Source organism: Cronobacter sp. HA18006 (assembly GCF_011605445.1).
GTDB lineage: Bacteria > Pseudomonadota > Gammaproteobacteria > Enterobacterales > Enterobacteriaceae > Cronobacter > Cronobacter sakazakii.
In genome coordinates this window covers 203,630-229,944 of record NZ_JAANQB010000020.1, presented here as the reverse complement: position 1 = coordinate 229,944, position 26,315 = coordinate 203,630, and the positions used below count along the sequence as shown (strand labels likewise).

Genomic DNA, 26,315 nt, shown 5'->3' with positions numbered 1-26,315 from the left:
CGGCGCAACGCCTCCGCACCCTGTTCAGTGCATAAGAGGACATCATGAAAAAGCTCACCTTCACTTTTCTGACCGTCGCGCTGGCGGGCGCAAGCTCACTGGCGTTTGCCGATACCCTGCGCATGGAGTGCCCCGTGTCGCCCGGTGGCAAACAGTATTGCCAGTACATCAAAGAACGCTTCGAGAAGCAGACCGGCAATCAGCTGGAGTTTATCGAGTTCCCGGCGGCCTCCGATGAAAAGCTGGCGCTGCTGCAACAACTCTTCGCCGCTAAAGATGAAAAAGCAGTGGATGTGTTTCAGTCCGACACCATCTGGATAGGCCTGCTGGACAAGCAGACGCTCGATCTCACCGACGCGATGGGCGGGATGGAAAAAGACTTTTTCCCCGGCCCATGGAAAAACAACACCGTCAACGGACGCCTGAAAGCGGTGCCGTCGTATATCGACACCGGCGTGCTGTTCTATCGCAAAGATTTACTGGAGAAATATAAAGAGCAGCCGCCAAAAACGTGGGACGAAATGACGCGCATCGCCACGAAAATTCAGGCCGAAGAGCGCAAAGCGGGGCATAAAAACTTTTGGGGATACATCTTCCAGGGCAAATCTTATGAAGGGCTGACCTGTAACGCGCTGGAGTGGATCGACTCATACGGCGGCGGCACGTTTGTCGATGAAAAAGGGAACGTGACCATTAATAACCCGAAAGCGGCGCAGGCGCTGGATATGGCGCGCGGCTGGATGGGCAAGATTACGCCGAAGGGCGTGCTGGGCTACAAAGAGGAAGAGTCGCGCACCGTGTTCCAGAACGGTGACGCGCTGTTTATGCGCAACTGGCCCTATGTCTGGCAGCTGTCACAGGCCGATGACAGCCCGCTCAAAGGCAAAGTGGGCGTGATGCAGCTTCCCGCCGGGCCGGAAGGGCGTCAGGCGACGACGCTCGGCGGCTGGCAGTGGTCGATTAACGCCAATACAAAAAACCCGGAGGCCGCCATCGCGCTGCTGAAAATCTTAAGCGATGACGATTCGCAAATCACACGCCTGAAAATGCTCGGCCATGCGCCGACCCGCGTTGCGCTCTATGAGAACAAAGATGTGCTGGCCGTTGCGCCGGAGCTGACGCAGTTCCGCGATATTTTCGCCCAGGCGGTGCCACGCCCGGCGACGGTGACCAAAGCGCAGTATCCGCGCGTGTCGAATGCCATTTTCAACGTGACGTTTAGCGTGCTGAACGGCAAAGAGGATGGCAAGAAAGCGACGGAAGATTTGCAAAAGCGTCTGACCCGCGCGAAGGGGACTGGCTGGCGGTAAGCGCTGGATGACATTGTGGCTGGCGGGTGCCTCCTGGCAATAACAAACCTGGCCCCTATGGCGGGTGCGCTTTGCTTACCCGCCCTACGAACTCGAAACAGGTTTTTGTAGGGCGGGTAAGCGGAGCGCACCCGCCGTGCGGCGTTAATCCCGAGACTCGCTCGTCGGGGGGAAGGGCAACATCATCGTGTCCGTCAACATACTCAACGGAGCGCCTATGAAATCCGATAGCCTTACGCCGCCGTCTCCCCGGCGGCATAACGCCTCCTGGCATCAGCGCCGTCGGCGCGTGGCGTGGGGGCTGGTGCTGCCCTCGCTGCTCCTGCTGGCGCTGGCGGCGGGCTGGCCGCTGGTTCGCACCATCTGGTTTAGCTTCACCAACGCCATGCTCGACGCGCCTCAGGATTACCAGATGGTGGGTATCGCGAACTACTTTGCGCGCAAGGATGGTGTGAGCATCGGCGTGCTAAGCGACCCGCTCTGGTGGCAGGCGGTCGGCAACACACTCTGGTTCACGTTCACCTCGGTGGCGCTGGAGCTGCTGCTCGGTATGCTGCTGGCGCTGCTGATGAACGAGAAATTCCGCGGGCAGGGGCTGGTGCGCACCGCCATTCTCATCCCGTGGGCGATCCCGACGATTGTCAGCGCCAAAATGTGGGGCTGGATGTTCCACGATCAGTACGGCGTGGTGAACGATCTGCTCGGCAAAATCGGCCTGCCGTCGCATCTCGCGTGGATTGCCGAGCCGTCGCTTTCCATGTGGGCGGTGGTGATCGCCGACGTCTGGAAAACCACGCCGTTTATGGCGCTGATGCTGCTGGCGGCGCTACAGCTGATTCCGGCAGATCTTTACGAGGCCGCGAAAGTGGACGGCGCCAGCCCCTGGCAGCGCTTTAAGCGCATCACGCTGCCGCTGATTATGCCCGCGCTGGTGGTGGCACTGATTTTCCGCGTGATGGATTCGATGCGTATCTTCGATCTCATCTATGTGCTGACCTCCAACAGCGAAGCGACGATGTCGATTTCCGGCTACGCCCGCGAACAGATCGTCTCTTATCAGGACATGGGCATGGGCTCCGCGGCCTCGGTGCTGGTCTTTATGATGGTGGCGGGCATCGCGGCCTGCTTTATCCGCGTCGCGCGCTTAAACGACAAGGAGAAAAGCTGATGAAAACCACGCGCTGGCAACGCAGGATGGGGCATAAAGCGGTGATTTATATCGGCGCGCTGATGGCCTGTCTGTTCTGCGTTTTTCCTTTCTATTACGCCATTATCAGCTCGCTGCGCGCGGGCCAGGAGCTGTTTACGCCCGCCTATTTCCCGAACAGCTGGCACTGGGATAACTATGTGGTCGCGCTGGTAGATAACGGCATCGCCCGCAGTCTGCTGAACTCGGTGCTGGTGGCGGTGGTGACAGTGGGGCTGTGTCTGCTGGTGTCGGTGACGGCCGCCTTTGCGCTGGCGCGCGTGCCGTTTCGCGGGCGTCGCGTACTGCTTTTTACCATTCTCTGCGTCTCGATGTTTCCGCAGGTGGCGGTGCTGACGGGCATGTTTGAACTGGTGCGCTTTCTCGGGCTTTACGATTCGCTCGGCGCGCTGGTTATCTCCTACACCACATTTTCGCTGCCGTTCACCGTCTGGGTGCTGACGACGTTTATGAAGTCGATTCCGGTGGAGCTGGAAGAGGCGGCGATCGTTGATGGCGCGAAAACGGGCACCATTATTCGCCGTGTCTTTGCGCCGGTGTTGGCGCCTGCGCTGGTGACCACCGGGTTGCTGGCGTTTATCGGCGCCTGGAATGAATTCATGTTCGCGCTGACGTTTATTATTTCCGGCGACAAACGCACCGTACCGGTCGCCATCAGCATGTTCAGCGGCGCGTCGAGCTACGAGCTGCCCTGGGGCAGCATTATGGCCGCGTCGGTGGTGGTGACGCTGCCCATTATTGTTCTGGTGCTTATCTTCCAGAAACGCATCGTCAGCGGGCTGACCAGCGGGGCGATTAAGGGGTAAATCATGGCGCAACTTCGTTTAGAGAAAGTCCAGAAACGCTACGGCACCCATGCCGAAGTGATTAAGCCGCTCGATTTACAGATCAACAGCGGCGAATTTGTGGTGGTGGTTGGCCCGTCCGGCTGCGGCAAATCGACGCTGCTGCGCCTGGTGGCGGGGCTTGAGGAGATAACCGACGGCGATATGTATATCGATGACCTGCGGGTTAACGACGATTCGCCATCCGAGCGCGGCATCGGCATGGTGTTTCAGTCCTATGCGCTCTATCCGCATATGACGGTCTACCAGAATATGGCGTTTGCGCTTGAAATGGCGAAGGTGCCCGAGAAGGAGATTGACGAGCGGGTGCGCGAAAGCGCGCGGATTTTACAGCTGGAGCATCTGCTGGATCGCCGCCCGAAAGATCTCTCCGGCGGCCAGCGCCAGCGCGTGGCCATAGGCCGCGCGATTGTGCGCGAGCCGAGCCTGTTTCTCTTCGACGAACCGCTCTCTAACCTCGACGCCTCGCTGCGCGTGCAGATGCGCATGGAGATAGCGGCGCTACACAGGCGTATTCACGCCACCATTCTGTATGTGACCCACGATCAGGTGGAGGCGATGACGCTCGCCGACCGCATCGTTGTGTTAAACCAGGGCCAGATTGAACAGGTCGGTACACCGCTTGAGCTTTACGACACCCCGGCCAACGTGTTTGTCGCGCAGTTTATCGGCTCGCCGAAAATGAACCTGATCCCCGGCAAAATGCTCCGCGTGATGGAGCACGCCTGCGAGGTGGAGCTGGAAAACGGCCTGCGCCTGACGCTGCCGGTGCAGGCCGCCGCCGGGCAGGAGGGCGACACGGTGCAGCTTGGCATTCGTCCGGAGCACGTGGAGGTCATGGCGCTTGCGAAAGCGGACGTGGAGGGCGAAGTGTTATTCGTTGAGCATATGGGCAATGAAACCCTGGTTTATGTGAACGGCGGTTATGGCGCAGAACCGCTGGTCATGCGCCATACTGAGAGGCTGGAAGTCCGGCCGGAGCATCATCTGGGGCTGAAACTGCCAGTGGAACACTGTTACCTTTTTGACAGCGCGGGCAACGCGTTTGCGCGCTTAAGCGGCCCGAAAACCCAGCATTAAGGGAGCGTGATGAAAGCAATCGACAAGAAGTGGTGGCACAACGCGGTGGTCTATCAGATCTACCCGCGCAGCTTTATGGACGCCAACGGCGACGGCGTGGGCGATCTGGCAGGCATTATCAGCAAGCTCGACTATCTGCAACAGCTTGGCATCAACCTTATCTGGCTCTCGCCGGTCTACAAATCGCCGATGGACGACAATGGCTACGATATCTCCGACTACGACGATATCGCCGCGGAGTTCGGCACGATGGCGGAAATGGAACAGCTGATTCAGGAAGCGAAGGCGCGTGATATCTATATCCTGATGGATCTGGTGGTGAACCATACCTCTGACGAGCATCCGTGGTTTATCGAGGCGAAAAAGGGCAAAGATAACCCGTACCGCGATTTCTATATCTGGCGCAAACCGGCGCCGGACGGCGGCCCGCCGAATGACTACCGCTCGCATTTTGGCGGCAGCGGCTGGGCGTATGACGAGGCGAGCGGCGAATATTATCTGCACCAGTTTTCGGTGCGCCAGCCGGATCTCAACTGGGAAAACCCGCGCGTGCAGGAGGAGATCCACGCGATGATGAACCGCTGGCTGGATAAGGGCATCGGCGGTTTCCGCATGGACGTTATCGATTTAATCGGCAAAGAGGTCGACCGGCAGATCATGGCGAACGGCAAACATCTGCATGTGCTGCTGCGCCAGATGAACGAGGCGACGTTCGGCCCGCGCGATTCGCTGACCGTGGGCGAAGCCTGGAGCGCCACGCCGGAAGACGCGCTGCTCTACAGCGACCCGGAACGCCGGGAACTCTCGATGGTGTTTCAGTTTGAACATATTAAACAGACCTGGGATGAAAAAGCCGGCAAGTGGCGCAGCAGACCGTTCGAACTGCCGCGCTTTAAGGCGGTGATTGATAAGTGGCAGACGGCGCTGGCCGACCGCGGCTGGAACTCGCTGTTCTGGAGTAATCATGACCTGCCGCGCGCGGTGTCGAAATTTGGTAATGACGGCGAGTTTCGTGAGGTCTCGGCGAAAATGCTCGCCACCGCGCTCCACTGCCTGCGCGGCACGCCCTATATTTATCAGGGCGAGGAAATCGGTATGACCAACGTGCGTTACTCCACCATTGAAGAGTATCGCGACATCGAGAGCCTCAATTTTTACCGGGAACTCATCGCAGGCGGCCTGACGCATGACGAGATGATGACCGGTATCTACGCCAACGGCCGCGACAACGCCCGCACGCCGATGCAGTGGGATGACAGCCCGAATGGCGGTTTTACCACTGGCATGCCGTGGCTTGGTGTTAACCCCAATTACCGCGAGATTAACGTGGCGCAGGCGCTGGCCGAGCCTGACTCTATTCTCTGGCACTATCAAAAGCTGGTGGCGCTGCGTAAACAGTATCCGATTCTGGTGTATGGCGATTATCAGATGCTCTTTGCCGAGCACCCGGAAGTGTTCGCCTGGGTGCGCCGCTACGAGGGCGACACGCTGCTGGTGATAAATAACTTTTTTGGCAACGCCATTACGTTGCCCATTCCGGAAGCGATGCAGGCGTGGCACGGCGAATGCCTTATCAGTAACTATGCGCCGCGTGACCAGCTGGCTGTGAGCCTGGAGCTGCAACCTTATGAATCTTTTGCGCTGTTAATTCATCAGGAGGGGTAATGAGTGAAGCACCGACGCAGGTAAAAGGCCGCTGGTGGAAAGAGGCAACGGCCTACCAGATTTATCCGCGCAGCTTTAAAGACAGCAACGGCGACGGCATTGGCGATCTCAACGGGATTATCGAAAAGCTCGATTACCTGAAAGATTTAGGTATCGATCTTATCTGGATCTGCCCGATGTACCCGTCGCCCAACGACGATAACGGTTATGACATCAGCGACTATCAGGGGATCATGGCGGAATTTGGCACGATGGCCGATTTCGACCGGCTGCTGGAGGGCGTGCATCAGCGCGGCATGCGGCTGATCCTCGACCTGGTGGTGAACCATACGTCCGACGAACATCCGTGGTTTCTTGAATCGCGCTCCTCAAAGGATAACCCCAAACGCGACTGGTATATCTGGCGCGACGGCAAAAACGGGGCGGAGCCGAATAACTGGGAATCGATTTTCAGCGGCTCGGCCTGGAAGCGGGATGACGTGACCGGCCAGTATTTCATGCACCTGTTCAGCAGCCGTCAGCCCGATCTCAACTGGGAAAATCATGAGATGCGCGCCGCCGTCTACGACATGATGCGCTGGTGGCTGGATAAGGGCATTGACGGGTTTCGCATCGACGCCATCGCGCATATGAAAAAGGAGCCGACGTTAAGCGACGTGCCGAACCCCGAAAAACTGCCCTACGCGCCGTCGATGGTGTCGCACCTCAATTACGACGGTCTGCTCGATTATGTGGACGATATCTGTCGCAATGTCTTTAACCACTACGACATCGTCACGGTGGGCGAGATGAACGGGCTGGACGCCGCCCACGCGGAAGAGTGGGTGGGCGAAAACCGCGGGCGGCTCAATATGGTGTTTCAGTTCGAGCATGTCCGGCTCTGGGAGCCGCAGGCGGGACTGCGCCCGACGCCCGCCGTGCTGCGCAACATTTTCACCGCCTGGCAGCAGGCGCTGGAGGGCAAAGGCTGGAACGCGCTCTATGTGGAAAACCACGATGTGACGCGCGTGGTCTCGCGCTGGGGCGATACCGAGCATCACTGGCGCGAAAGCGCGACCTGCATCGCGGCGATGTATTTTCTGATGCAGGGCACGCCGTTTATCTATCAGGGCCAGGAGATCGGCATGACCAATACGCGCTTTGCGAGCCTGGACGATTTTGACGACGTCTCGGCCCATAACAAAGCGCGCGATTTGCGGGATCAGGGAATGCGCGAGGAGGAGATTGTCGAATTCCTGACGCGCACCGGGCGCGATAACTCCCGCACGCCGATGCAGTGGGACGCGTCGCCGTATGCAGGCTTCAGCACCCATGAGCCCTGGCTGAAGGTGAACCCGAATTACGAGATGATCAACGTCGAAAGCCAGCAGCACGATCCGCATTCGGTGCTCAATTTTTACCGGCGGATGATCCACCTGCGAAAACGCGAGCCGGCGCTGATTTACGGGCGCTACGAGACGGTGCTTGACGATCACGAGCAGATCTACGCCTACCGCCGCGTGCTGGGTGATGAACAACTGGTGGTGCTGTGTAACTTCTCCGGCAAAGCGGCGGAATGGGACGCCGCAGCGCTGTCGCTCAACGGCGCGTTCTGCGTGCTGGCGAACCTTGACGAGACGCAGGAGCCGCACCGGTTACGCGCCTGGGAGACACGGGTTTATAAACTGACGTCGTGAAGCGTCAAAACCTGTGACGTAACAGTCTTTTTTGCGAGACAGATCGCGCCACAATGGCGCGATTTTTTTTACATGGACGCAAATGATGATTCGTAAAACAGGTATAGCAGCGCTGGCGCTGCTCGCCGTGTGGTATGCGGCACCCGCCATGGCGGCGCTCAGCGACGATCAAGTTAAAGAACAAATTATCCAGGAATCGATAGACAATTATTCCGGCAACTGTCCGTGCCCCTATAACGCGATGCGTAATGGCCGTGCCTGCGGCGGGCGCAGCGCCTGGAGCCGGGCCGGAGGGTATTCACCCATCTGCTATAAACGTGAGGTGACGGTGGAGATGATCCGCGAATGGCGCGAGCGCAACGAGTGATTGCGCCCGCGTAGTTGATCAGTATCCGACGTTATCGAGAATAAAATTTTTACCGCAATTACCCGGATGCGGCTGCGGCGCAAAAGAATCGGCGGTGAGCGGCTCGTTGATCTTCGCGGCATTCAGTGAAATCTGCATCTCGGTGAGGTAAGCCGGATTGCCGTTACAGGTGAGTTTCACCGCCCGCACGTTCTGGCGGCCAAACGCTTTAGCGACGGCGGTATCGAACGCCTGGCGGCTGACCGCTTTACCGTAGTTAGCGGCAAGAAACGCGCCGACTGGGCTCTGCTTCACTTCGTTGTTCATACGCACCATCGTGCCGAAATAGGCGTCCGGGTCGAATCCGAAGCAGACGCCATGCTTGGCGTATTCATAACGCTCAAGGCAGGAGTCACCGCCAGCGCCCGGCATGGTCTCGCTGAGCTTCTCGGCAGTCTCCAGCGACAGGCCGGTTTCCGCCGCCTGGCATTTTTTATCGGCGCGGGCGAGCGGCATATTCGGGATGGGGCGGGTGGCGCAGCCAAAACGCATCCAGCGTTTTTCATCGACGCCGCGTAAAGCGATGGATTTCGGCAGCCCCGGCCACAGACCATGCACCGTCAGGTAATTGCGTTTATCGTCTTCTTCTTTTTGCAGCGCGCACTCGGCAGGCTCATCGCGCTGCCGCTCATGCATGCTCTGGCAAAAGCCGGTTTGCCATGAGAGCGCCAGCACGTAGCGATCGAAATCGCCATACTGCTTCGCTTCCAGCGGCTGCGCGCTCGCAGTCGTCGCCGCCATCGCCAGCAGCGCGCCTGCGGCGAGTAAAACTTTCCTGTTAACCATAGTATGGGTCCGAAATCGACGGGATAAATCACAAGGGTGTGTCATTTAACCATAAAAAAAGCGCCACGAGGGCGCTTTTCGGACAGATTCCGCTTAAGGACAGCAGATTATGCCGCAACCAGCAGTTGCGTCGCCAGGATCACGACGATTAATCCAACCAGCACCGGCACCGAGGTGCGTTTAACGACTTCAAACGGTGAGATTTTCGCCATCCCGGCGACCGCCACCACCACGCCGGAAACCGGCGAAATGGTGCGTCCCAGGTTGGACGCCTGCAGCATCGGGATCGTCAGATAGGCCGGATTCACCCCGGCGCTGTGCGCGAGTTTTGGGATCATCTCCACGAAAGCGTAAAACGGCGCGTTGCCGGAGCCGGTCGTCATCGCTGCAAGCATGGTGAGTGTGACCAACACCAGCAACAGGATAATGCTGGCCGAGCCAAACGAGGTGGCGATAGAGATAAGGCTCTCGATAAAGCCTATCGCGCTGAGCCCCTGAGCGAAAACGCCGGCGGCCACCAGCAGGATCACCACGCCTGCAAACGCGTCCGCCATGCCGCGGTACGCCACTTCCAGCCCGGCAAACACCGTTTTACTGTTAAAGCTGCGGATAAATTCAATCACGGCGGTCAGCACCATGCAGATCACCAGAATGGTGATGATATGCAGTTGCGGCCCCCATTTGCCGTCGAAAATCAGCACGCCAATGATTGGGCTGAACGGCAGAATCGCGTAAAAAGCGGGCGCGCTGGTGGTGATTTCTTTTACCTCCAGCGTTTCGTGATAGATGTGCTCTTTTTTATCCAGAAAGCGCTGCCAGAAGAAGTGGGCGACAGCCATGCAGATAATGGCCGCGATGGAAATCGGCAGTGTGGTTTTAAACGCAAAATTGATGAGCGGCATTTCAGAGGCCTGCGCGGCCAGCACCACATCGCCAGAGGTTGGGGAGAGAATAATCGCCGCCGGAGAGGCGCAGATGGCCGCTGCCGCGCCGCGGCTGATACCGACGTTGACCATGACCGGGAACAGCGTCGCCATCAGCAACACGCCAAGGCCGGTCGCGGACGAGACGGCAAGCGACATCAGGCAGGCGACGAAATAGGCGGCAATCATCAGTAAATAAGGTGAATTGATATAACGCAGCGGGCGGGAGGCGAGTTTGACCACCATATCGTTGGCACCGGTATGCGTCATATACGCCGCGAAACCACACAGCATCATAATCATCATGCCGAGATCGCCGCCGCGGCTCATCAGCAGAATTTTAATATATTCAAAAATATCGCTGATAGCGTAACCGGTACTCGTTTCTTTCGCGGGCAATATGGCGTGACCCATTAGCGCGCTAATCATTAACAGGGTAATACCGCCAACAAAAAGTACGCCCGTGGCGGAATAACCTTTAATGATATAACGCGCGACCCCCACAATAACCACGGCTCCCGTGAGGAGTTCCAGAATTGTTCCCATAATTGCCTCTGTTAAGCGACTGCAAAAATAACCTGCGACGTCAGGCGCGTGGCGCAGGCAAGCTGTGGGGGAATGTGCCTGAATTACTCTGAGCGTTATCTGATACACATCAATAAACCTTCTGCTTACCAGAAAGATGAAATTCAGATAAATAAATCTATTTTAAATTAATGGCTTGCATGGAAGCGCCATACTGTTAGTGCAAAGAGAATGGTGTGAAAGCGCAGGATGGACGGAATTTACGTTAGGGGGCGGCACAGGGCGTGGTTATTGACGCGCATTATTTCGCAAGAGGGGTTAATACGTTTTCAGCGCGGTGGGACAGGGGAGAAGCGTCTGAAAAAAACGCCTGACAGAGGCGTGCGGGCGCGCTTTAGGAATTAACTGGCAGTCGGTTAAGTCTTCATTGAGGCAGGATCGCCCAGAATATGACTTCATACTAACAGTGGTAATTAAGACGTGACCGTAGTTAACAAATCCTTTCTGACAATCCTTATCTTTTTCTGCCAGATATTATTTCCCCTGAATGCCTCGGCGCTGGAAGCGCCACGCACCGTAAAAGCGTGGGCTTCTGTGCTTGGCGATAATATCGCCGAAACCTGGAACGAGCCGCAGCATGTCGATCTCTATGTGCCGGCCATCACCTGGCATGCGCGGTTCGCGTATGACAAAGAGAAAACCGATCGCTATAACGAACGTCCGTGGGGCGCGGGTATGGGTAAATCGCGCTGGGATGAAAAAGGCAACTGGCATGGCCTGTATGTGATGGCGTTTAAAGATTCCTACAACAAATGGGAGCCTATCGCCGGTTACGGCTGGGAAGCGACGTGGCGCCCGCTGCCTGACGACGCGTTCCATGTGGGGCTGGGTTATACCGTGGGCGTAACAGCGCGTGATAACTGGGACTATATCCCGATTCCGCTGGTGCTGCCGCTGGCGTCGGTGGGTTACGGACCGGCGACATTCCAGATGACGTACATCCCCGGCACCTACAACAACGGAAACGTTTACTTCGCCTGGCTGCGCTTGCAGTTTTAAGCACAAAATATTTTCTGACATAAGAAAATGCGCTAAGCCAGAGAAGACAAGGCTCGCAAGCCCAACGGCAAAAAAAGTTCGCGACTTTTATCACTTTTTCTAAAAGTTCGACTGGACAAAAGCCACCACAATTGATGTACTGATATCCGACACAGCATTTGTGTCGATTTTTCATGTAAAGGTAATTTTGATGTCTAAGATTAAAGGTAACGTTAAGTGGTTTAATGAATCCAAAGGATTCGGTTTCATTACTCCGGAAGATGGCAGCAAAGACGTGTTCGTACACTTCTCTGCGATCCAGAGCAATGGTTTCAAAACTCTGGCTGAAGGTCAGCGTGTAGAGTTCGAAATCACTAACGGTGCCAAAGGCCCTTCTGCTGCTAACGTAATCGCTCTGTAATTACATACAGCAAGAATTTCAAAACCCGCTGATTCAGCGGGTTTTTTTATGCCTGTCGTTTTACTTTTTCTCAGTAAAACAGAAAGCTTTTCAGAAAAAAGGCGACGACCAGAATACTGAACAACACGGCCAGACCGCTCATCATTTGCGCTTTCATAAGCCCCTCCCGACACAGACGACAGGCCGATAGTGGCAGAGAAAAATTAAGCTAACATTAACGAGGCGTCGCTTAGCGCACGCTGAGGGAAGAAAAAAGCCAGAATGCGAGCGCCGTCATCATAAACGAGCCAAACAGATTTAGCGCCATGTTCAGCCCCGCCCAGCCGATGCGCCCTTCCTGCAGTAAAAACACCACTTCTGCAGAGAAAGTCGAGAAAGTCGTCAGGCCACCGCACAGGCCGGTGGTGATAAGCAGCTTCCACATCGGGTCCAGATGCGTCATACGGTTAAACCACGCCAGCCCCGCGCCGATGATAAACGCTCCGGCAAGGTTGGCAGTCAGCGTACCAACGGGAATCGCGTGATGCACAGGGTTCAGACGCAGACCAAGCCACCAGCGCAATACGCTGCCGGTGCCGCCGCCGAGAAATACTGCGAGCATGATTTTCAACATGGGCGTTTGTCATAATGTTATTTGCAAGGCGAATAGTTTACCGTCAGCACAGGCACGCTGGCTACCGTAAGGGGGATGTGACATGAAAGTAGCGGTTGGACAGTTTGCAGTGACGCCTGACGCGCAACAGAACGCGCAAACCTGTGTGGAGCTGATGGCGAATGCCGCCAGTCAGAATGCCGCATTGCTGGTGCTTCCGGAGGCGCTGCTGGCGCGTAGCGACAGCGACCCGGATATGTCGGTAAAATCGGCCCAGCCGCTCAATGGCGATTACGTGCAGCGGTTGCGCGAGGAGAGCGCCAGAAACCGTCTGACAACGCTTCTGACGATTCATACTCCCACCCGTGAGGGCCGGGCGGCGAATACGCTCATCGCGCTGCGCGGCGGCGAGATTATCGCGCAGTATCAGAAGATCCATCTGTATGACGCCTTCGCGATGCAGGAGTCGCGGCTGGTGGACGCGGGCAGCGCGCTGCCGCCGTTGATTGAGGTGGAAGGCATGAAGGTCGGGCTGATGACGTGCTATGACTTACGCTTCCCGGAGATGGCGCTGAGCCTGGCGCTTGCGGGCGCAGAGATACTGGCGCTCCCGGCCGCGTGGGTGTGCGGGCCGCTCAAAGAGCATCACTGGGCCACGCTGCTCGCAGCTCGCGCGCTGGACACCACCTGCTATATGGTGGCGAGCGGCGAGTGCGGCAACCGTAATATTGGTCAGAGCCGCGTCGTGGATCCGCTCGGCGTGACGATTGCGGCGGCGGGTGAATGCCCGGATCTCATTTTTGCTGAGATTTCAGCGCATCGCGTAGAGCAGGTTCGCGAACAGCTGCCGGTGCTCAAAAATCGCCGTTTCGCTGCCCCGCAATTATTTTGATGTTTTTTTATCCAGCGCTTGATTCATCTCGTTACAGATTGCTATTGTGTGTCGGGCTTAAATGACCGTTAATAAGTGCGGTCTTTGACATCGCCGTCTGGCGCCAGATTTTCTAAGAAGGTAAGTATGGGTGAAATTAGTATTACCAAACTGCTCGTGATCGCCGCACTGGTTGTTCTGCTGTTTGGTACCAAAAAACTGCGTACGCTTGGGGGAGACCTGGGTGCTGCGATTAAAGGCTTCAAGAAAGCGATGAACGACGACGACACTGGCGCGAAAACGCCTGCGGCGTCCGAAGCGCCGGCAGAACGCCTTTCTCATAAAGAATAATTTCCGGCCCTTGCGGCATAAAAAAACCGGCTCATCAGAGGCCGGTTTTTTTGTGGGCGATGCTGCGATCGTAACAAGCTGTTACGTGTTTATTTGACTTCTTCGCCTTTTGCCTGGAGATCGGCATGATAAGAAGAGCGAACGAACGGGCCGCAGGCGGCGTGGGTAAAGCCCATCGCCATCGCTTCCGCTTTCATCTCTTCAAACTCGTCCGGGCTTACGTAGCGCTGCACCGGCAGGTGGTGACGGCTCGGTTGCAGGTACTGGCCGAGCGTCAGCATGGTCACGCCGTGCGCACGCAGATCGCGCATTACCTCGATGATTTCCGCATTGGTCTCGCCCAGGCCAACCATCAGACCGGATTTAGTCGGGATCTCCGGGTGCGCTTCTTTAAAGCGCTCCAGCAGCTTCAGCGACCAGTTATAATCCGCGCCCGGACGCACCTGACGATAAAGACGCGGCACGTTTTCCAGGTTGTGGTTGAACACATCCGGCGGCGTGGCGGTCAGGATCTCCAGCGCTCTGTCCATACGACCACGGAAATCAGGTACCAGCGTCTCGATTTTGATAGACGGGCTCTTTTCGCGAATAGCCGTAATGCAGTCAGCAAAATGCTGAGCACCGCCATCACGCAGGTCGTCGCGATCCACCGAGGTGATAACCACGTAGCGCAGCGCCATATCGGCGATGGTTTGCGCCAGCTTCTGCGGCTCGTTGGCGTCCGGGGCAACCGGGCGACCGTGGGCCACGTCGCAGAACGGGCAGCGACGGGTACAGATAGCGCCGAGGATCATAAAGGTCGCGGTGCCGTGGTTGAAACACTCCGCAAGGTTCGGGCAGGAGGCCTCTTCACAGACAGAGTGGAGGCCATTTTTGCGCATCGCCGCTTTGATACCCTGGATGCGGGTAGAGTCGGCAGGGAGTTTGATTTTCATCCACTCCGGCTTTCTTAACAAAGCCTCCCGCTCTGTCGCCACATTCTTAACCGGGATAAGGGCCATTTTATCGGCATCGCGGTATTTCACACCGCGTTCCATCACAATGGGTTTACTCATAGCGTGCGTGTTCCAGTTGCGGATAACGAAGGAAAGCGTTTAAATTCAAGCTTGTGTTGTATTTATCAACTATTTTTGAATTAACGGCACGCAGTATAACATTACTGACACACAGAATCAGCCTGAGGGCACCCGAAACGACAAAGAATTTGTAAAATAGTTGTTATTTGGTGCCCTTAAGCCGCTGCTCTTATGAAGGCGACGCACCAGCCGACACGGCGTGGTGATTAAATCCCTCCACTATCGCTTCAATCACATTTTGCACGACAGGATCACGCAGGCTGAATTTATTGTAATGTAATGAAATGTCGATGGTTTCTTTTATAACGACATCGCTTTCCACTTCAATAAGTCCAAAGCTGTCTTTAAATAACGTGAATATTCGTGCGGGCATAAAGCCGATTAAATCGCTGCTGCCGATGATAGACGCAATCGTCACCATATTGTAACTACTAAACGAAACGTTTCGATCTGGCAGTAGCGTATTAATTTGCTTGCGCACGCCGTTCACCATTCCGCCCGGCAGCATAATGAAAGTGTGCTCCCATTGTTGTAAATCGTCAGACGTGACCGGCTTGCCGGTACGAGAGCACGGATGCCCGCGACGACACACGACCGCGACGCGATCTTTAAAGAGCAGGTGAGAGCTAAGGGTTCGCGAGGACCACGAGCCACTGTCGACCACCAGATCGGTCTGGAACTGGCTCAACTGGGTTTCGGTGTCCTGCAGGGGGACATTACGAATTTGCAGGTGCGGGTTTACTGCACGGATCTGCTGGTAAATCTGCGGGATCACCAGTGCGCCCAGCGAGGCGGACGTAGCGATGGTAATCGTGCGCTGCTTTTCGTGCTCGCCCTGTAAATCCAGCGCGCCGAGAATAGATTCCAGTCCCTGACTGATATATTCATGCATATGAGTCGCATAAGCAGTCGGCGTTACTCCTTGTCCTTTGCGAATAAACAACGGATCGGGAAATATCAGGCGCAGTTTCTGAATAGACTGGCTGATAGCCGATGGCGTCAGGTTCAGTACTCTTGCCGCGTTTACAATGCCTTTATGCACGTATACGGCTTCGAAAATCGTCAGTAGATTTAGATCGATATTTCGCAGAGTCTGGAATATTTGCGGTCTACTGTCATCTTCCTGTTTGGCTGAAGGTTTTTCAGGGGGATGGTTCAATTCCACGCTACGCTCCAACTGTATAGATAAATCAAATAATAGAGAGGTTCTATTTATAATAACTGTGAACAGGTCCCTTAGCCGACAATAAAACGCTCCGGGGATCATACCCGCATAAAGTGAACAGGACTTTACATGGACGGCATAGGGGCGGGTGGCGTTTTCAGATAAATCCCGCTTATCTTCTCGTGCCGTTAATCCATTGATGAGATTAAGGAAAATCTATTCAGGCGCAGAGAAAATAAATAATCCGTTATGGAATGTAAAGCGGCAAATTGCATAACGATTAAAGGCCGCCACAAGAAGGGCGGCGAACAAGGAAAGTCTTAAGCGCTGATATATTCCGCCGGGGGATTATTAAGTAGCGCTAAAAAGTGATGCACCAGTCGGGGTTGTACCGCTTCGAGGTTTGCGCCAGCAGAAAGGGCGCTAACCTGCGTCATTTCCATTCCGGCGTACCCGCAAGGATTAATTCGTAAAAACGGACGTAAATCCATATTAATATTAAGTGCAAGCCCGTGAAACGAGCAGCCTTTACGAATACGCAGCCCCAGCGAACAGATTTTTTTACCGTCGACATAAACGCCAGGCGCGTCTGGCCGAGGGTAGGCGTTAATATCCCACTCTGCAAGCGTATTAACCACGGTCTGTTCCAGCAGCGTGACCAACTCACGCACGCCGAGCTTACGGCGTCTGAGATCCAGCATTATATACATGACCTGCTGTCCGGGCCCGTGATACGTCACCTGACCGCCGCGATCGCTCTGGATGACGGGGATGTCGCCCGGCATCAGCACATGCTCTGCCTTGCCGGCCTGCCCCTGTGTAAAAACCGGGGTATGCTCGACCAGCCAGATCTCATCCGGGGTGGTTTCAGCGCGTTCGTCGGTAAACTGATGCATTGCCTGCGAAACGGGTTCATACGGTTGAAGCCCGAGCTGGCGAACGATGATTTTTTCCTGAAGCAAAACGGCGTCTCCGAAGAGAGAAGGTGCGGGGAGTATATCACGAAGAGACGTTACCCGGACGCGGCCGGGTAACGGGGATCACAGTACCATACGCACGATGTCGATATCACCGAGTTCTTCATAGAGCGTTTCCACCTGCTCGATATGCGTCGCGTTGATAGTGATAGAAACGGAGTGGTAATTACCTTTGCTGCTCGGTTTGACCTGCGGCGTGTAGTCGCCAGGAGCGTGGCGCTGCACTACCTCGACGACCAGATCGACCAACTCAGGCTTCGCCAGGCCCATCACTTTGTAAGTAAAGGGGGTCGGGAACTCAAGCAGTTCGTTAAGTTTGGTTTTCATGTCAGCTCCAGCGTTACGTCAAAAAATAATAACTCCCGCCGAAGCGGGAGTTGCATTGATGCTTAGTATATGGGGATGAAAGTCAGGCTTTCAAGTGGTCAGTAATTAACCAAACCAGTGGTGGAACATCAGCTTGATGTAATCGATGATGCGACCAAAGAAATTGCCTTCCTGAATCTCTTCCAGCACGACCAGCGGGCGCTGCTCGATGGTTTTACCGTCCAGCTGGAAGTTAATGGTGCCGACCACCTGGTTTTTCGCGAGCGGCGCGTGCAGCTCGGAAGTGTTCAGCACGTAGCTCGCTTTCAGATCTTTCATGCGACCGCGCGGGATGGTCAGATAGATATCTTTATCCACGCCCAACGAGGCGCGGTCGTTATCGCCAAACCACGCCGGCTCAGACGCAAACTCTTTCCCGGCTTTCAGTGGGTTCACGGTTTCGAAGAAGCGGAAGCCCCAGGTAAGCAGTTTTTTACTTTCGGCTTCGCGGCCTTTGAACGTGCGACCGCCCATCACGGCGGAGATAAGGCGCATCTGGCCTTCGGTAGCGGACGCGACCAGGTTATAGCCCGCTTTATCAGTGTGGCCGGTTTTAATGCCGTCCACGTTCAGGCTGTTATCCCACAGCAAGCCGTTACGGTTGGTCTGGCGGATGCCGTTAAAAGTGAACTCTTTCTCTTTATAAATAGAGTATTCGTTCGGCACGTCGCGGATCAGCGCCTGGCCAATCAGCGCCATGTCGCGCGCCGAGCTGTACTGGCCATCCGCATCAAGACCATGTACGGTCTGGAAATGGGTATTTTTCAGGCCAAGCGCGGTGACGTAGCTGTTCATCAGGCCCACAAACGCGTCCTGGCTGCCCGCCACGTAATCGGCCATCGCCACGCAGGCGTCGTTACCGGACTGCAGGTTAATGCCGCGGATCAGCTGCGAGACCGGCACCTGCATACCTGGCTTCAGGAACATCAGGGATGAGCCTTTAAAGACCGGGTTGCCGGTGGCCCAGGCGTCATTGCCGATAGTCACCAGATCGGACTCTTTAAATTTACCTGCTTTCATCGCCTGACCGATGACGTAGCTGGTCATCATTTTGGTCAGGCTCGCCGGATCGCGGCGCGCGTCAGCGTTCTGCTCCGCCAGCACTTTCCCTGAGTTGTAATCGATGAGGATGTAAGCTTCCGCGTCGATCTGCGGCACGCCTGGGATCATCGTTTTGATATTGAGGTCGTCGGCATGGGCGGCGGTGGAAAGGGCTGCGACAGAAAGCGCCGTGGTAACGGCGAGACGCTGCATAAAACGAACGGAGAAAGTGGTCTTCATGGTCTGAACAACGACATCCGTGATGAGTGAAAAAAAGTGCCTTACTATAGCAAATGCCTTATGGGCTGGCATCCGACTTTGCGCATGACTTTGTTAACGGTCTTTACCGTAACTGACAAAGCGGCAGGCCAGCCCGGCCTGCAATTATTGGGCGACAGTAATGAACGATTGTACCTGGGCTTCGCTCTGCAAACGCTGCTGGAGCGAGGCTGCCTGCGTTTTGCTGGCGAACGGCCCTAACTGAACGCGATAGACCGCGCCGTTCTGGCTGACGCGTCCTGGCACGGAAAACTGCTGGCTCAGCTTTTGCTGCCACTGCGCGGCGCGCGCGCTGTCGCTGACGGCTCCAACCTGGACGACGTAATTACCAGCCGCACTCGCAGGGGCGCTGGCGGCGGGTGCAACGCTACCCTGCACGGAGCCTGGCGCGGTTACCGGCGCGTTACGGGTAGCTGGCGCGGCAAGCTGTGCGGGTTCAGATGCGGGTTGCGCGGCGGTACTGTCAGTGGTCGGCTGTGCCGTGGCGGCAGGCGGTGTCGCTTCCGGCGTTGCGCTTTCCAGCACGCCCGAGGCCAGCGTCGTCGGCGCGCCTAAAAAGCCGCCGCTTTTCACCGGCGCGCCGGTGGCGTCATCGCTTTGCAGCGTATCGTTGCTCACCGGGCGAATATCGCCCTGCGGCGCGGCAGGCTGGGGGGCAGAAGAGACGCTGCCGAGGCCGCCGCTTAAATCCGGACGTGCCGGGAGCGCATACGTCTGTTTCGCGACCGTCGTACAGGCCATGCCTGGCCCGGAGAGCGAACCATCCGGCGCGACAATAATCGGGTCGATACGTACTTTGGTGTTGTTTGAGGTATTCAGACGATCCGCCGCCGCGCGGGAGAGCGAAATCACGCGGTCGTTGCCGTAAGGGCCGCGGTCGTTAATACGCACGACAATCATGCGGCCGTTGGCGAGGTTAGTAATGCGCGCGTAGCTCGGCACCGGCAGGGTGGGATGCGCGGCGGTGAGCTGCATCGGGTCGAACGGTTCGCCCGAGGCGGTCAGGTTGCTGTCTGGCTCCGCGTCATAGATAGCGGCAAGGCCCGCCTGGCTGAAGCGCGAGAGATCCTGAACGATGGTGTAACGCTTACCGTCACGCTCATAATCGCTGTTTACGGAAGGATTCAGCTGTTCGTAGCGAGGCTCCGCGCCGCTTATCTCAACGACGGGGCCGTTGCAGACCGGCTGCTGTGGCGCTACGCTCGCCTGTTGTTGCCCTTCGTTATTGACGCCGCAGGCGGTTAATAACCCTGCGGCGATGCAGACGCCAATCCACTGCTTACGCATTGCGAACCTCTTATACGCTCTTCGACAACATTTTCCTGTGGGTATGGATCGACATGACGATGCCAAACCCTGCCATGAGTACAATGAGGGCGGAGCCCCCGTAGCTGACCAGCGGCAGCGGAACGCCCACCACCGGTAAGATACCACTCACCATACCAATATTCACAAACACATAAACGAACAGAATCAGCATCAGGCCGCCGGCCATGACGCGCCCGAAAGTCGTCTGGGCGCGCGCGGCAATCCACAGCCCGCGCATAATCAGCAGGACATAGAGCGCCAGCAGCACCAGTACGCCAACAAGCCCCAGTTCTTCAGCAAGAACCGCGAAGATAAAGTCGGTATGGCGTTCCGGCAGGAATTCCAGCTGCGACTGGGTGCCATGCAGCCAGCCCTTGCCACGCAGGCCGCCTGAGCCAATGGCGATTTTCGACTGAATAATATGATAGCCCGCGCCCAGCGGATCGCTCTCCGGATCCAGCAGCATCATGACGCGCTGGCGCTGATAGTCATGCATCAGGAAGAACCAGAGAATGGGGATAAACGCCGCGATAAGCACCACCGCGATGCCGATCACACGCCAGCTTAAGCCGGAGAGGAACAGCACAAACAGGCCGGAGGCGGCGATAAGAATCGAGGTGCCGAGGTCAGGCTGCGCGGCCACCAGCAGCGTCGGCATGAAAATCAGCACCAGCGCGATACCGGTGTTTTTAAGCGTTGGCGGGCAGACGTCGCGGTTAATAAAGCGCGCCACCATCAGCGGGACGGCGATTTTGGCGATTTCCGAGGGCTGGAAACGCACCACGCCGAGATCGAGCCAGCGCTGCGCCCCTTTGGATATCGCCCCGAAGGCATCTACCGCCACCAGTAAAATGATACAGACGATGTACAGATAGGGCGCCCAGCCTTCATAGACGCGCGGCGGGATCTGCGCCAGCACGATCATAATCACCAGGCCCATCATAATCTGGCCGATTTTGCGCTCCATCATGCCGATATCCTGGCCGCTGGCGCTCCAGATTACCATCGCGCTGTAGAAGCAGAGCGCCAGGATTATCAGCATCAAGGTTGGGTCGAGGTGGATTTTATCCCACAGCGACTTTTTATTCGGATTGTCGGTCATCTTATCGATCCTCCGCCGCCGCTGTGGCGGGGTTTTCCGTCGGCAGTTCGGTGTTATTGTCCCCGAGCATAATGTGGTCGAGGATTTGACGCATGATGGTCCCCACCGCCGGGCCCGCGCCGCCGTTTTCCAGGATCATCGCCACCGCCACCTGCGGGTTATCGTAAGGCGCGAAGGCGGTCATCAGCTTGTGGTCGCGCAGACGTTCAGCAATGCGGTGCGCATTATAGGTTTCGTTGGCTTTCAGCCCGAAGACCTGCGCAGTACCGGATTTCGCGGCGATTTTATACGGCGCGCCAGCGAAATATTTGTGGCCGGTGCCGTTGGCGCGGTTGGCGACGCCATACATGCCGTCTTTGGCGATTTCCCAGTAGCCTGAATGAATATCGCCGACCGGCGGCTGTTCCGGCTGTTTCCACGGCACTTTCTGACCGTTCACCACCGTCGTCATCAGCAGGTGCGGCACTTTGACTACGCCGTCGTTTATCAGGATCATCATGGCTTTGTTCATCTGTACCGGCGTGGCGGTCCAGTAGCCCTGGCCGATCCCGACCGGAATAGTGTCGCCCTGATACCACGGTTTTTTGAAGCGTTTCATCTTCCATTCGCGCGTCGGCATGTTGCCGGAGCGCTCCTCGGAGAGATCGATACCCGTCAGGCTGCCGTAGCCGAACTTGCGCATCCACTCAGAAAGCCGGTCGATGCCCATGTCGTAAGCGACCTGATAGAAGAAGGTATCTGCAGATTCTTCCAGTGATTTCGTGACGTTAAGCCGCCCGTGGCCCCATTTTTTCCAGTCGCGGTAGCGCTTCTCAGAGCCTGGCAGTTGCCACCAGCCGGGGTCGAACAGCGACGTGTTGCGGTTAATAACGCCCGCGCTTAACGCGGAAACCGCCACATACGGCTTCACGGTAGATGCCGGCGGGTAGACGCCCTGCGTGGCGCGGTTAATCAGCGGCGTGTTCGGATCGTTAAGCAAGCCGGAGTAATCTTTGCTTGAGATACCATCCACGAACAGGTTCGGGTTGTAGCTTGGCATCGACACCATCGCCAGAATACCGCCGGTACGCGGATCGGTGACAACCACCGCGGCGCGGCTGCCCTGAAGCAGCGTTTCGATATAGGTTTGAAGCTTGAGATCGAGCGTCAGGTAGATGTCGTGGCCCGCCTGCGGCGGCACTTCTTTCAGCTGGCGAATGACGCGCCCGCGGTTGTTAACTTCAACCTCTTCATAACCGGTCTGGCCATGCAGGACATCTTCGTAGTAACGCTCAATGCCGAGCTTGCCGATATCGTGCGTGGCGGCGTAGTTGGCGAGCTTGCCGTCTTTATCGAGGCGTTCGACGTCTTTATCGTTAATCTTCGAGACGTAGCCGATAACGTGCGTCAGCGCCGCGCCGTAAGGGTAATAGCGACGCTTATAGCCTTTGACTTCCACGCCGGGGAAGCGGTACTGATTCACGGCAAAGCGCGCCACCTGTACTTCCGTCAGGTTGGTTTTTACGGGAATCGACGTAAAGCGGTGCGAGCGCGCGCGCTCTTTTTTGAAGTTGGCGATGTCGTCATCGTTGAGATCGACCACCGAGCGCAGCGCCTCCAGCGTATCCTGCACGCTGTCTACCTTCTCAGGCATCATTTCTATCTGGTAGATGGTGCGGTTCAGGGCGAGCGGCGTGCCGTTGCGATCGTAGATAATCCCGCGGCTTGGCGGGATCGGCACCAGTTTGATGCGGTTTTCGTTGGATCGGGTCTGATAGTCGTTAAAACGCAGGATCTGTAAGTGATAGAGGTTGACGATCAGAATCCCGGTCAGCACCAGGATGCCGGCAAAAGCGACCAGCGCCCGACGCACAAAGAGCGCTGACTCAGCCGTATAATCGCGAAAGGAATCCTTGAGTTTCATCCGCTGCTTAACTTACCTGTGGTGGTTATTCACGATGATACGGGTGATTAGTGGTAATACTCCAGGCGCGGTAGAGACTCTCCGCGACAATCACACGTACCAGCGGATGGGGCAGGGTGAGCGCGGAAAGCGACCAGCTCTGTTCCGCCGCCGCTTTGCAGGCATCGGAAAGCCCTTCCGGCCCGCCGATAAGCAGGCTCACATCGCGGCCGTCTTGCTTCCAGCGCTCAAGCTCGCGGGCCAGCTGCGGCGTATCCCACGGGCGCCCCGGAATATCGAGCGTGACGATGCGGTTTTTCCCCGCCGCTGCCAGCATCATTTCGCCTTCTTTATCCAGAATGCGTTTGATGTCAGCGTTTTTGCCACGCTTCCCCGCCGGGATCTCAATGAGCTCAAACGGCATATCTTTAGGGAAGCGGCGCAGATATTCGCTGAAACCTGTCTGCACCCATTCGGGCATTTTTGTGCCAACGGCGACCAGCTGAAGCTTCACGCCTTAACCCCAGAGCTTTTCCAGCTCATACAGGTGACGGCTCTCTTCCTGCATGACGTGCACAATCACATCGCCGAGATCGACGACGATCCAGTCGGCGGCGTTTTCGCCTTCTACGCCGAGCGGCATCATGCCCGCCTTGCGGGACTCCTGAACAACATGATCGGCGATAGACATCACGTGACGGCTGGAGGTGCCGGTGCAGATAATCATACAATCTGTAATGCTGGATTTGCCCTTAACATCAATGGCGATGATATCCTGGCCTTTAAGATCGTCGATTTTATCAATGACAAAATCCTGGAGTGCTTTACCCTGCAAGTTTTCCCCCTGGGAATATGAACCACAGATGACGCCGTATGCGCCATCGGATAATCGATACGAGTACAGCGCCGCGTAATGCGGGCGGGCTGCGCTCAGAAGTGGGCTATCATCCCACCGCAGGCAAGAGTTTGCATCGCCATTTTTGTAAAACAATTTCAGAAAGGCGGCTTGCGGCGGGAAATATCTGGCAGCGGAGGATAACAGTATCGCCCGTTGTGTCAATGCCTGTGCCACAATCGGTTCAGCATGCGTCAGCAGAAGCGCGCCACGGGACGTATGAGTTCATTATCTTTCTTTATATTACGCCGGACGATAAAGCGCGTGCCGCTGGATGTACGCCAGTACCGCAGGCGGCAGCAGGTCGTCGCACGATTGATGGCTGGCAAGACGCGCGCGGATGTCCGTCGCGGAAATCGGGTAGAGCGGGGTGTCCGCAAGATAGATTTTCCCGGCGGGCTCGCGGTGAAGCTCATCGACATGGCGGGCGAGGCGAGGCGCTAACCAGCGCTGATCTTCGTCGGTTTTCATCTCAACCGGATAGCCAGGACGACGACAGACCAGCAGGTGGCAGCACGCCAGCAGCGCCTCGTAGTTATGCCATGTGCGCAGCGTCAGCAGAGAATCCTGGCCGATGATAAACGCCAGCGGCGCGTCCGGGCCTGCCTCAAGGCGCAACTGCGCCATCGTTTCGCTGGTCCAGGAGGGCGTGGCGCGCTGCAGCTCACGGGTATCCAGGCGAAACAGCGGATGACCGGCAATCGCCAGCTCCACCATCGCTTTACGCTGAAGGCTGCTGGCGCCAGGCTGCGGGCGATGCGGCGGCACATTATTTGGCAGTATCGTCACCTGCGTCAGTTTCACTTCTCTGGCGAGCGCTTCTACGGCGCGCAGATGACCGTAATGAATGGGGTCGAACGTACCGCCATACCAGGCCTGAAGTGCAGGGATGCGGTCAGTCATCGATAAACACTCCGGCCAGCGCTTTATGGCACAGCACCAGCGAGAGGCTTTCCAGCTCCGGCCAGACATTCTGACCATAATCCTGTTTGAGCGTGATCTCGCACTGTGTCAGCAGGCGCACCGCCTGCCAGAGCCTGTCGTCGCTCAGGCGCGAGAGCGCCTCGCTGATAAGCGCGCGACGGTTCTGCCAGACGCGATGTTGATCGAAGAGCGCGCGCAGCGGTGTGTTTGCCGACTGGCGTTTGAGCGTGACCAGCGTCAACAGCTCGCGCTGTAAAGTGCGCAGCAGAATCACCGGCTCGGCACCTTCCTGCCGTAACTGCTGAAGAATATGCAGCGCGCGTTTGCTTTTCCCCGCCAGCAGGGCATCAACCCAGTGGAACGGCGTAAAATGCGCGGCGTCGTTAACCGCCTGTTCAACGCGCGGCAGCGTCAGTTTGCCATCCGGCCAGATAAGCGACAGCCGCTCCAGCGCCTGGGCAAGCGCCAGCAGGTTGCCTTCGTAGCAGTAGCACAGCAGCTGACAGGCGGCGTCATCGAGTTGCAGATTCATCTGCTTGGCCCGGTTTGCGACCCAGCGCGGCAGTTGCGCCTGCTCCGGCGTCTGGCAGGTTATCTGCACGGCGCGGTCGGAGAGGGCCGTTATCCAGGCAGCGTTTTCCTGGGCTTTTGTAAGCTTATTGCCGCGCACGATCAGCAGCAGATCGTCATGCAGCAGGCTGACCAGCGTGGCGAGCTGTTCGTTAATGGCCGCGTTAGGGCCGTTCTCCGGCAGCGCCAGCAAAAGCGTCTGGCGACTTGCGAACAGACTCATCGCCTGACAGAGCGAGAAAATCGCCTGCCAGTCGGTGCTGACATCAATAATAAAGCGGTGATGCTCCTCAAATCCGTGGGCCTGCGCCTGCTGATGAATGGCGTCCTGGCTTTCTTGGAGCAGCAACGGGTCGTTGCCGAGCACTAAATAGGCCGCGCGCAGCCCTTCGTTGAGCTGCGCGCGGAGTTGTTCAGGGTAAAGCCGTAGCATTACTGAACGGGGAGCGTGGTGGAAACGCGACCGCTGTCTGGCGTCGCTGCACTGGAGGGCGCGCTGGTCACCTGCGACGCATCGCGGGTTTGCGACTCATCGCGTGCGTGAACCGCCACCAGTTTGCGGATCAACTGTTCAGCGGCTTTGTCATACATCTCCTGAACGATGATACTGCGTTCAGCCGACTTCGCCAGCGCCGTCAGCGGGTTATCAAAGAACGAGCGATACACGCGGGCGTTGATCGGATAGATATCATGGCCCGGGATCAGCACGGTGGCGTTAACTGTCATCACCATCTGATACTCCGCGGTACGACCGTTCTGGAAGACCGAAGCGGTATCCTGAGAAATGCTCGAGCTGCCGATACGCAGCGACGGAATATCCTGACGAACCGAGCTCGCCTCGACAATCTCGACGCCATTCAGACGCAGCTGGTTACGCACCGCGCGCGTCAGTGGGCCGTTCGGATCGCCGGAATTAAGGATCAATGTATGCATTTGCTCCGGCACCTGCGTGGTATTGCGCAGATGCCAGCCGCAACCGGCGGTGAGCATCACCGCCAGGCCTACAAACAGAGTAATCAGATGTCGCACGCTTC

27 protein-coding genes are annotated in these 26,315 nt (G+C 56.8%); 11 read left to right on the top strand and 16 right to left on the bottom strand.

Annotated elements, in window-relative coordinates:
• Positions 1 to 44 precede the first annotated feature (44 nt).
• The 7 genes from G9X48_RS10160 to G9X48_RS10130 all read left to right on the top strand — a co-directional run bounded on the left by G9X48_RS10160 (position 45) and on the right by G9X48_RS10130 (position 8,150).
• Positions 45 to 1,310, top strand: a complete 1,266-nt coding sequence (locus tag G9X48_RS10160) for an ABC transporter substrate-binding protein (protein WP_088275491.1) — start codon at positions 45 to 47, stop codon at positions 1,308 to 1,310.
• A gap of 217 nt (positions 1,311 to 1,527) precedes the next feature.
• Positions 1,528 to 2,478, top strand: coding sequence for a sugar ABC transporter permease (locus G9X48_RS10155; protein ID WP_014729339.1), 951 nt, complete (start codon positions 1,528 to 1,530; stop codon positions 2,476 to 2,478).
• On the top strand, positions 2,478 to 3,323 hold the full coding sequence (locus G9X48_RS10150) for a carbohydrate ABC transporter permease (protein ID WP_097641197.1): 846 nt from the start codon (positions 2,478 to 2,480) through the stop codon (positions 3,321 to 3,323). Before G9X48_RS10155 ends, G9X48_RS10150 begins: the two co-directional genes overlap by 1 nt.
• A gap of 3 nt (positions 3,324 to 3,326) precedes the next feature.
• Positions 3,327 to 4,442: a sn-glycerol-3-phosphate ABC transporter ATP-binding protein UgpC gene (gene ugpC, locus G9X48_RS10145; protein ID WP_007865553.1), complete on the top strand. Its 1,116-nt coding sequence runs from the start codon at positions 3,327 to 3,329 to the stop codon at positions 4,440 to 4,442.
• A gap of 9 nt (positions 4,443 to 4,451) precedes the next feature.
• Positions 4,452 to 6,107 carry an alpha-glucosidase gene (locus G9X48_RS10140; protein ID WP_038881233.1) on the top strand — a complete coding sequence of 552 codons (1,656 nt, stop codon included), beginning with the start codon at positions 4,452 to 4,454 and terminating at the stop codon, positions 6,105 to 6,107.
• The gene (locus G9X48_RS10135; protein ID WP_097641198.1) at positions 6,107 to 7,783 is read left to right on the top strand and encodes an alpha-glucosidase; all 1,677 of its coding nucleotides are present in this window, start codon (positions 6,107 to 6,109) and stop codon (positions 7,781 to 7,783) included. Before G9X48_RS10140 ends, G9X48_RS10135 begins: the two co-directional genes overlap by 1 nt.
• Positions 7,784 to 7,865: 82 nt before the next feature.
• Entirely contained in the window at positions 7,866 to 8,150 is a 285-nt protein-coding gene (locus tag G9X48_RS10130) for a hypothetical protein (RefSeq protein ID WP_007848204.1), read from the top strand.
• Between the two features lie 18 nt (positions 8,151 to 8,168).
• On the opposite strand, the gene rna is transcribed toward G9X48_RS10130, so the two are convergent.
• Both rna and dcuC read right to left on the bottom strand, forming a co-directional pair.
• Complete coding sequence (gene rna / locus G9X48_RS10125) at positions 8,169 to 8,975, bottom strand: ribonuclease I (protein WP_007897571.1); 807 nt, start codon at positions 8,973 to 8,975, stop codon at positions 8,169 to 8,171.
• A 107-nt stretch (positions 8,976 to 9,082) separates the two neighbouring features.
• Entirely contained in the window at positions 9,083 to 10,444 is a 1,362-nt protein-coding gene (gene dcuC / locus G9X48_RS10120) for an anaerobic C4-dicarboxylate transporter DcuC (RefSeq protein ID WP_105629526.1), read from the bottom strand.
• Between the two features lie 459 nt (positions 10,445 to 10,903).
• Here dcuC and pagP point away from each other — a divergent pair, with 459 nt between their 5' ends.
• The gene (gene pagP / locus G9X48_RS10115; RefSeq protein ID WP_004387216.1) at positions 10,904 to 11,482 is read left to right on the top strand and encodes a lipid IV(A) palmitoyltransferase PagP; all 579 of its coding nucleotides are present in this window, start codon (positions 10,904 to 10,906) and stop codon (positions 11,480 to 11,482) included.
• 190 nt (positions 11,483 to 11,672) lie between these two features.
• Positions 11,673 to 11,882, top strand: coding sequence for a transcription antiterminator/RNA stability regulator CspE (gene cspE, locus G9X48_RS10110; protein WP_002439184.1), 210 nt, complete (start codon positions 11,673 to 11,675; stop codon positions 11,880 to 11,882).
• 229 nt (positions 11,883 to 12,111) lie between these two features.
• Here cspE and crcB read toward each other — a convergent pair whose 3' ends face one another.
• Positions 12,112 to 12,495 (bottom strand): fluoride efflux transporter CrcB, encoded by a 384-nt coding sequence (crcB, locus tag G9X48_RS10105; RefSeq protein WP_004387215.1) that lies wholly within the window; start codon positions 12,493 to 12,495, stop codon positions 12,112 to 12,114.
• Positions 12,496 to 12,577: 82 nt separating this feature from the next.
• Between crcB and G9X48_RS10100 the strand changes: the two genes are divergently transcribed.
• Both G9X48_RS10100 and tatE read left to right on the top strand, forming a co-directional pair.
• Positions 12,578 to 13,366: a deaminated glutathione amidase gene (locus G9X48_RS10100; RefSeq protein WP_105629527.1), complete on the top strand. Its 789-nt coding sequence runs from the start codon at positions 12,578 to 12,580 to the stop codon at positions 13,364 to 13,366.
• Positions 13,367 to 13,492: 126 nt separating this feature from the next.
• Positions 13,493 to 13,696 carry a twin-arginine translocase subunit TatE gene (tatE, locus tag G9X48_RS10095; RefSeq protein ID WP_007865585.1) on the top strand — a complete coding sequence of 68 codons (204 nt, stop codon included), beginning with the start codon at positions 13,493 to 13,495 and terminating at the stop codon, positions 13,694 to 13,696.
• 89 nt (positions 13,697 to 13,785) lie between these two features.
• Here tatE and lipA read toward each other — a convergent pair whose 3' ends face one another.
• The 13 genes from lipA to lptE all read right to left on the bottom strand — a co-directional run bounded on the left by lipA (position 13,786) and on the right by lptE (position 26,310).
• Positions 13,786 to 14,751: a lipoyl synthase gene (lipA, locus tag G9X48_RS10090; protein WP_004387213.1), complete on the bottom strand. Its 966-nt coding sequence runs from the start codon at positions 14,749 to 14,751 to the stop codon at positions 13,786 to 13,788.
• Positions 14,752 to 14,941: 190 nt separating this feature from the next.
• Positions 14,942 to 15,937, bottom strand: coding sequence for a YbeF family transcriptional regulator (locus G9X48_RS10085; RefSeq protein WP_105536325.1), 996 nt, complete (start codon positions 15,935 to 15,937; stop codon positions 14,942 to 14,944).
• A 320-nt stretch (positions 15,938 to 16,257) separates the two neighbouring features.
• Positions 16,258 to 16,899 carry a lipoyl(octanoyl) transferase LipB gene (gene lipB, locus G9X48_RS10080; protein WP_097641202.1) on the bottom strand — a complete coding sequence of 214 codons (642 nt, stop codon included), beginning with the start codon at positions 16,897 to 16,899 and terminating at the stop codon, positions 16,258 to 16,260.
• Positions 16,900 to 16,977: 78 nt separating this feature from the next.
• Positions 16,978 to 17,241 (bottom strand): DUF493 family protein YbeD, encoded by a 264-nt coding sequence (gene ybeD / locus G9X48_RS10075; RefSeq protein ID WP_004387210.1) that lies wholly within the window; start codon positions 17,239 to 17,241, stop codon positions 16,978 to 16,980.
• Between the two features lie 105 nt (positions 17,242 to 17,346).
• Positions 17,347 to 18,561 (bottom strand): D-alanyl-D-alanine carboxypeptidase DacA, encoded by a 1,215-nt coding sequence (gene dacA / locus G9X48_RS10070; protein ID WP_004387209.1) that lies wholly within the window; start codon positions 18,559 to 18,561, stop codon positions 17,347 to 17,349.
• A gap of 144 nt (positions 18,562 to 18,705) precedes the next feature.
• Positions 18,706 to 19,887 carry an endolytic peptidoglycan transglycosylase RlpA gene (gene rlpA / locus G9X48_RS10065; protein ID WP_007902785.1) on the bottom strand — a complete coding sequence of 394 codons (1,182 nt, stop codon included), beginning with the start codon at positions 19,885 to 19,887 and terminating at the stop codon, positions 18,706 to 18,708.
• A gap of 10 nt (positions 19,888 to 19,897) precedes the next feature.
• Positions 19,898 to 21,010: a peptidoglycan glycosyltransferase MrdB gene (mrdB, locus tag G9X48_RS10060; RefSeq protein WP_007848231.1), complete on the bottom strand. Its 1,113-nt coding sequence runs from the start codon at positions 21,008 to 21,010 to the stop codon at positions 19,898 to 19,900.
• Position 21,011: 1 nt separating this feature from the next.
• Complete coding sequence (gene mrdA, locus G9X48_RS10055) at positions 21,012 to 22,913, bottom strand: peptidoglycan DD-transpeptidase MrdA (RefSeq protein ID WP_004387206.1); 1,902 nt, start codon at positions 22,911 to 22,913, stop codon at positions 21,012 to 21,014.
• A 25-nt stretch (positions 22,914 to 22,938) separates the two neighbouring features.
• Positions 22,939 to 23,406, bottom strand: coding sequence for a 23S rRNA (pseudouridine(1915)-N(3))-methyltransferase RlmH (rlmH, locus tag G9X48_RS10050; protein ID WP_085045870.1), 468 nt, complete (start codon positions 23,404 to 23,406; stop codon positions 22,939 to 22,941).
• A 3-nt stretch (positions 23,407 to 23,409) separates the two neighbouring features.
• Positions 23,410 to 23,727: a ribosome silencing factor gene (rsfS, locus tag G9X48_RS10045; protein ID WP_004387204.1), complete on the bottom strand. Its 318-nt coding sequence runs from the start codon at positions 23,725 to 23,727 to the stop codon at positions 23,410 to 23,412.
• A 303-nt stretch (positions 23,728 to 24,030) separates the two neighbouring features.
• On the bottom strand, positions 24,031 to 24,690 hold the full coding sequence (gene nadD, locus G9X48_RS10040; RefSeq protein ID WP_007865657.1) for a nicotinate-nucleotide adenylyltransferase: 660 nt from the start codon (positions 24,688 to 24,690) through the stop codon (positions 24,031 to 24,033).
• Positions 24,683 to 25,714 (bottom strand): DNA polymerase III subunit delta, encoded by a 1,032-nt coding sequence (gene holA / locus G9X48_RS10035; RefSeq protein WP_007900527.1) that lies wholly within the window; start codon positions 25,712 to 25,714, stop codon positions 24,683 to 24,685. The genes nadD and holA overlap by 8 nt, the downstream gene beginning before the upstream one ends.
• The gene (gene lptE, locus G9X48_RS10030) at positions 25,714 to 26,310 is read right to left on the bottom strand and encodes an LPS assembly lipoprotein LptE (protein ID WP_041460574.1); all 597 of its coding nucleotides are present in this window, start codon (positions 26,308 to 26,310) and stop codon (positions 25,714 to 25,716) included. Before lptE ends, holA begins: the two co-directional genes overlap by 1 nt.
• Positions 26,311 to 26,315: the final 5 nt, after the last annotated feature.

Bases quoted from the DNA above. Each gene is read 5' to 3' on its own strand.
- rna (WP_007897571.1), bottom strand. From the start codon at position 8,975: ATGGTTAACAGGAAAGTTTTACTCGCCGCAGGCGCGCTGCTGGCGATG.
- nadD (WP_007865657.1), bottom strand. From the start codon at position 24,690: ATGACTGACCGCATCCCTGCACTTCAGGCCTGGTATGGCGGTACGTTC.
- ugpC (WP_007865553.1), top strand. From the start codon at position 3,327: ATGGCGCAACTTCGTTTAGAGAAAGTCCAGAAACGCTACGGCACCCAT.
- G9X48_RS10100 (WP_105629527.1), top strand. From the start codon at position 12,578: ATGAAAGTAGCGGTTGGACAGTTTGCAGTGACGCCTGACGCGCAACAG.
- G9X48_RS10160 (WP_088275491.1), top strand. From the start codon at position 45: ATGAAAAAGCTCACCTTCACTTTTCTGACCGTCGCGCTGGCGGGCGCA.
- dacA (WP_004387209.1), bottom strand. From the start codon at position 18,561: ATGAAGACCACTTTCTCCGTTCGTTTTATGCAGCGTCTCGCCGTTACC.
- G9X48_RS10135 (WP_097641198.1), top strand. From the start codon at position 6,107: ATGAGTGAAGCACCGACGCAGGTAAAAGGCCGCTGGTGGAAAGAGGCA.
- lipA (WP_004387213.1), bottom strand. From the start codon at position 14,751: ATGAGTAAACCCATTGTGATGGAACGCGGTGTGAAATACCGCGATGCC.
- ybeD (WP_004387210.1), bottom strand. From the start codon at position 17,241: ATGAAAACCAAACTTAACGAACTGCTTGAGTTCCCGACCCCCTTTACT.
- G9X48_RS10150 (WP_097641197.1), top strand. From the start codon at position 2,478: ATGAAAACCACGCGCTGGCAACGCAGGATGGGGCATAAAGCGGTGATT.
- mrdB (WP_007848231.1), bottom strand. From the start codon at position 21,010: ATGACCGACAATCCGAATAAAAAGTCGCTGTGGGATAAAATCCACCTC.
- tatE (WP_007865585.1), top strand. From the start codon at position 13,493: ATGGGTGAAATTAGTATTACCAAACTGCTCGTGATCGCCGCACTGGTT.
- G9X48_RS10155 (WP_014729339.1), top strand. From the start codon at position 1,528: ATGAAATCCGATAGCCTTACGCCGCCGTCTCCCCGGCGGCATAACGCC.
- G9X48_RS10140 (WP_038881233.1), top strand. From the start codon at position 4,452: ATGAAAGCAATCGACAAGAAGTGGTGGCACAACGCGGTGGTCTATCAG.
- mrdA (WP_004387206.1), bottom strand. From the start codon at position 22,913: ATGAAACTCAAGGATTCCTTTCGCGATTATACGGCTGAGTCAGCGCTC.
- rlpA (WP_007902785.1), bottom strand. From the start codon at position 19,887: ATGCGTAAGCAGTGGATTGGCGTCTGCATCGCCGCAGGGTTATTAACC.
- holA (WP_007900527.1), bottom strand. From the start codon at position 25,714: ATGCTACGGCTTTACCCTGAACAACTCCGCGCGCAGCTCAACGAAGGG.
- crcB (WP_004387215.1), bottom strand. From the start codon at position 12,495: ATGTTGAAAATCATGCTCGCAGTATTTCTCGGCGGCGGCACCGGCAGC.
- dcuC (WP_105629526.1), bottom strand. From the start codon at position 10,444: ATGGGAACAATTCTGGAACTCCTCACGGGAGCCGTGGTTATTGTGGGG.
- G9X48_RS10130 (WP_007848204.1), top strand. From the start codon at position 7,866: ATGATGATTCGTAAAACAGGTATAGCAGCGCTGGCGCTGCTCGCCGTG.
- cspE (WP_002439184.1), top strand. From the start codon at position 11,673: ATGTCTAAGATTAAAGGTAACGTTAAGTGGTTTAATGAATCCAAAGGA.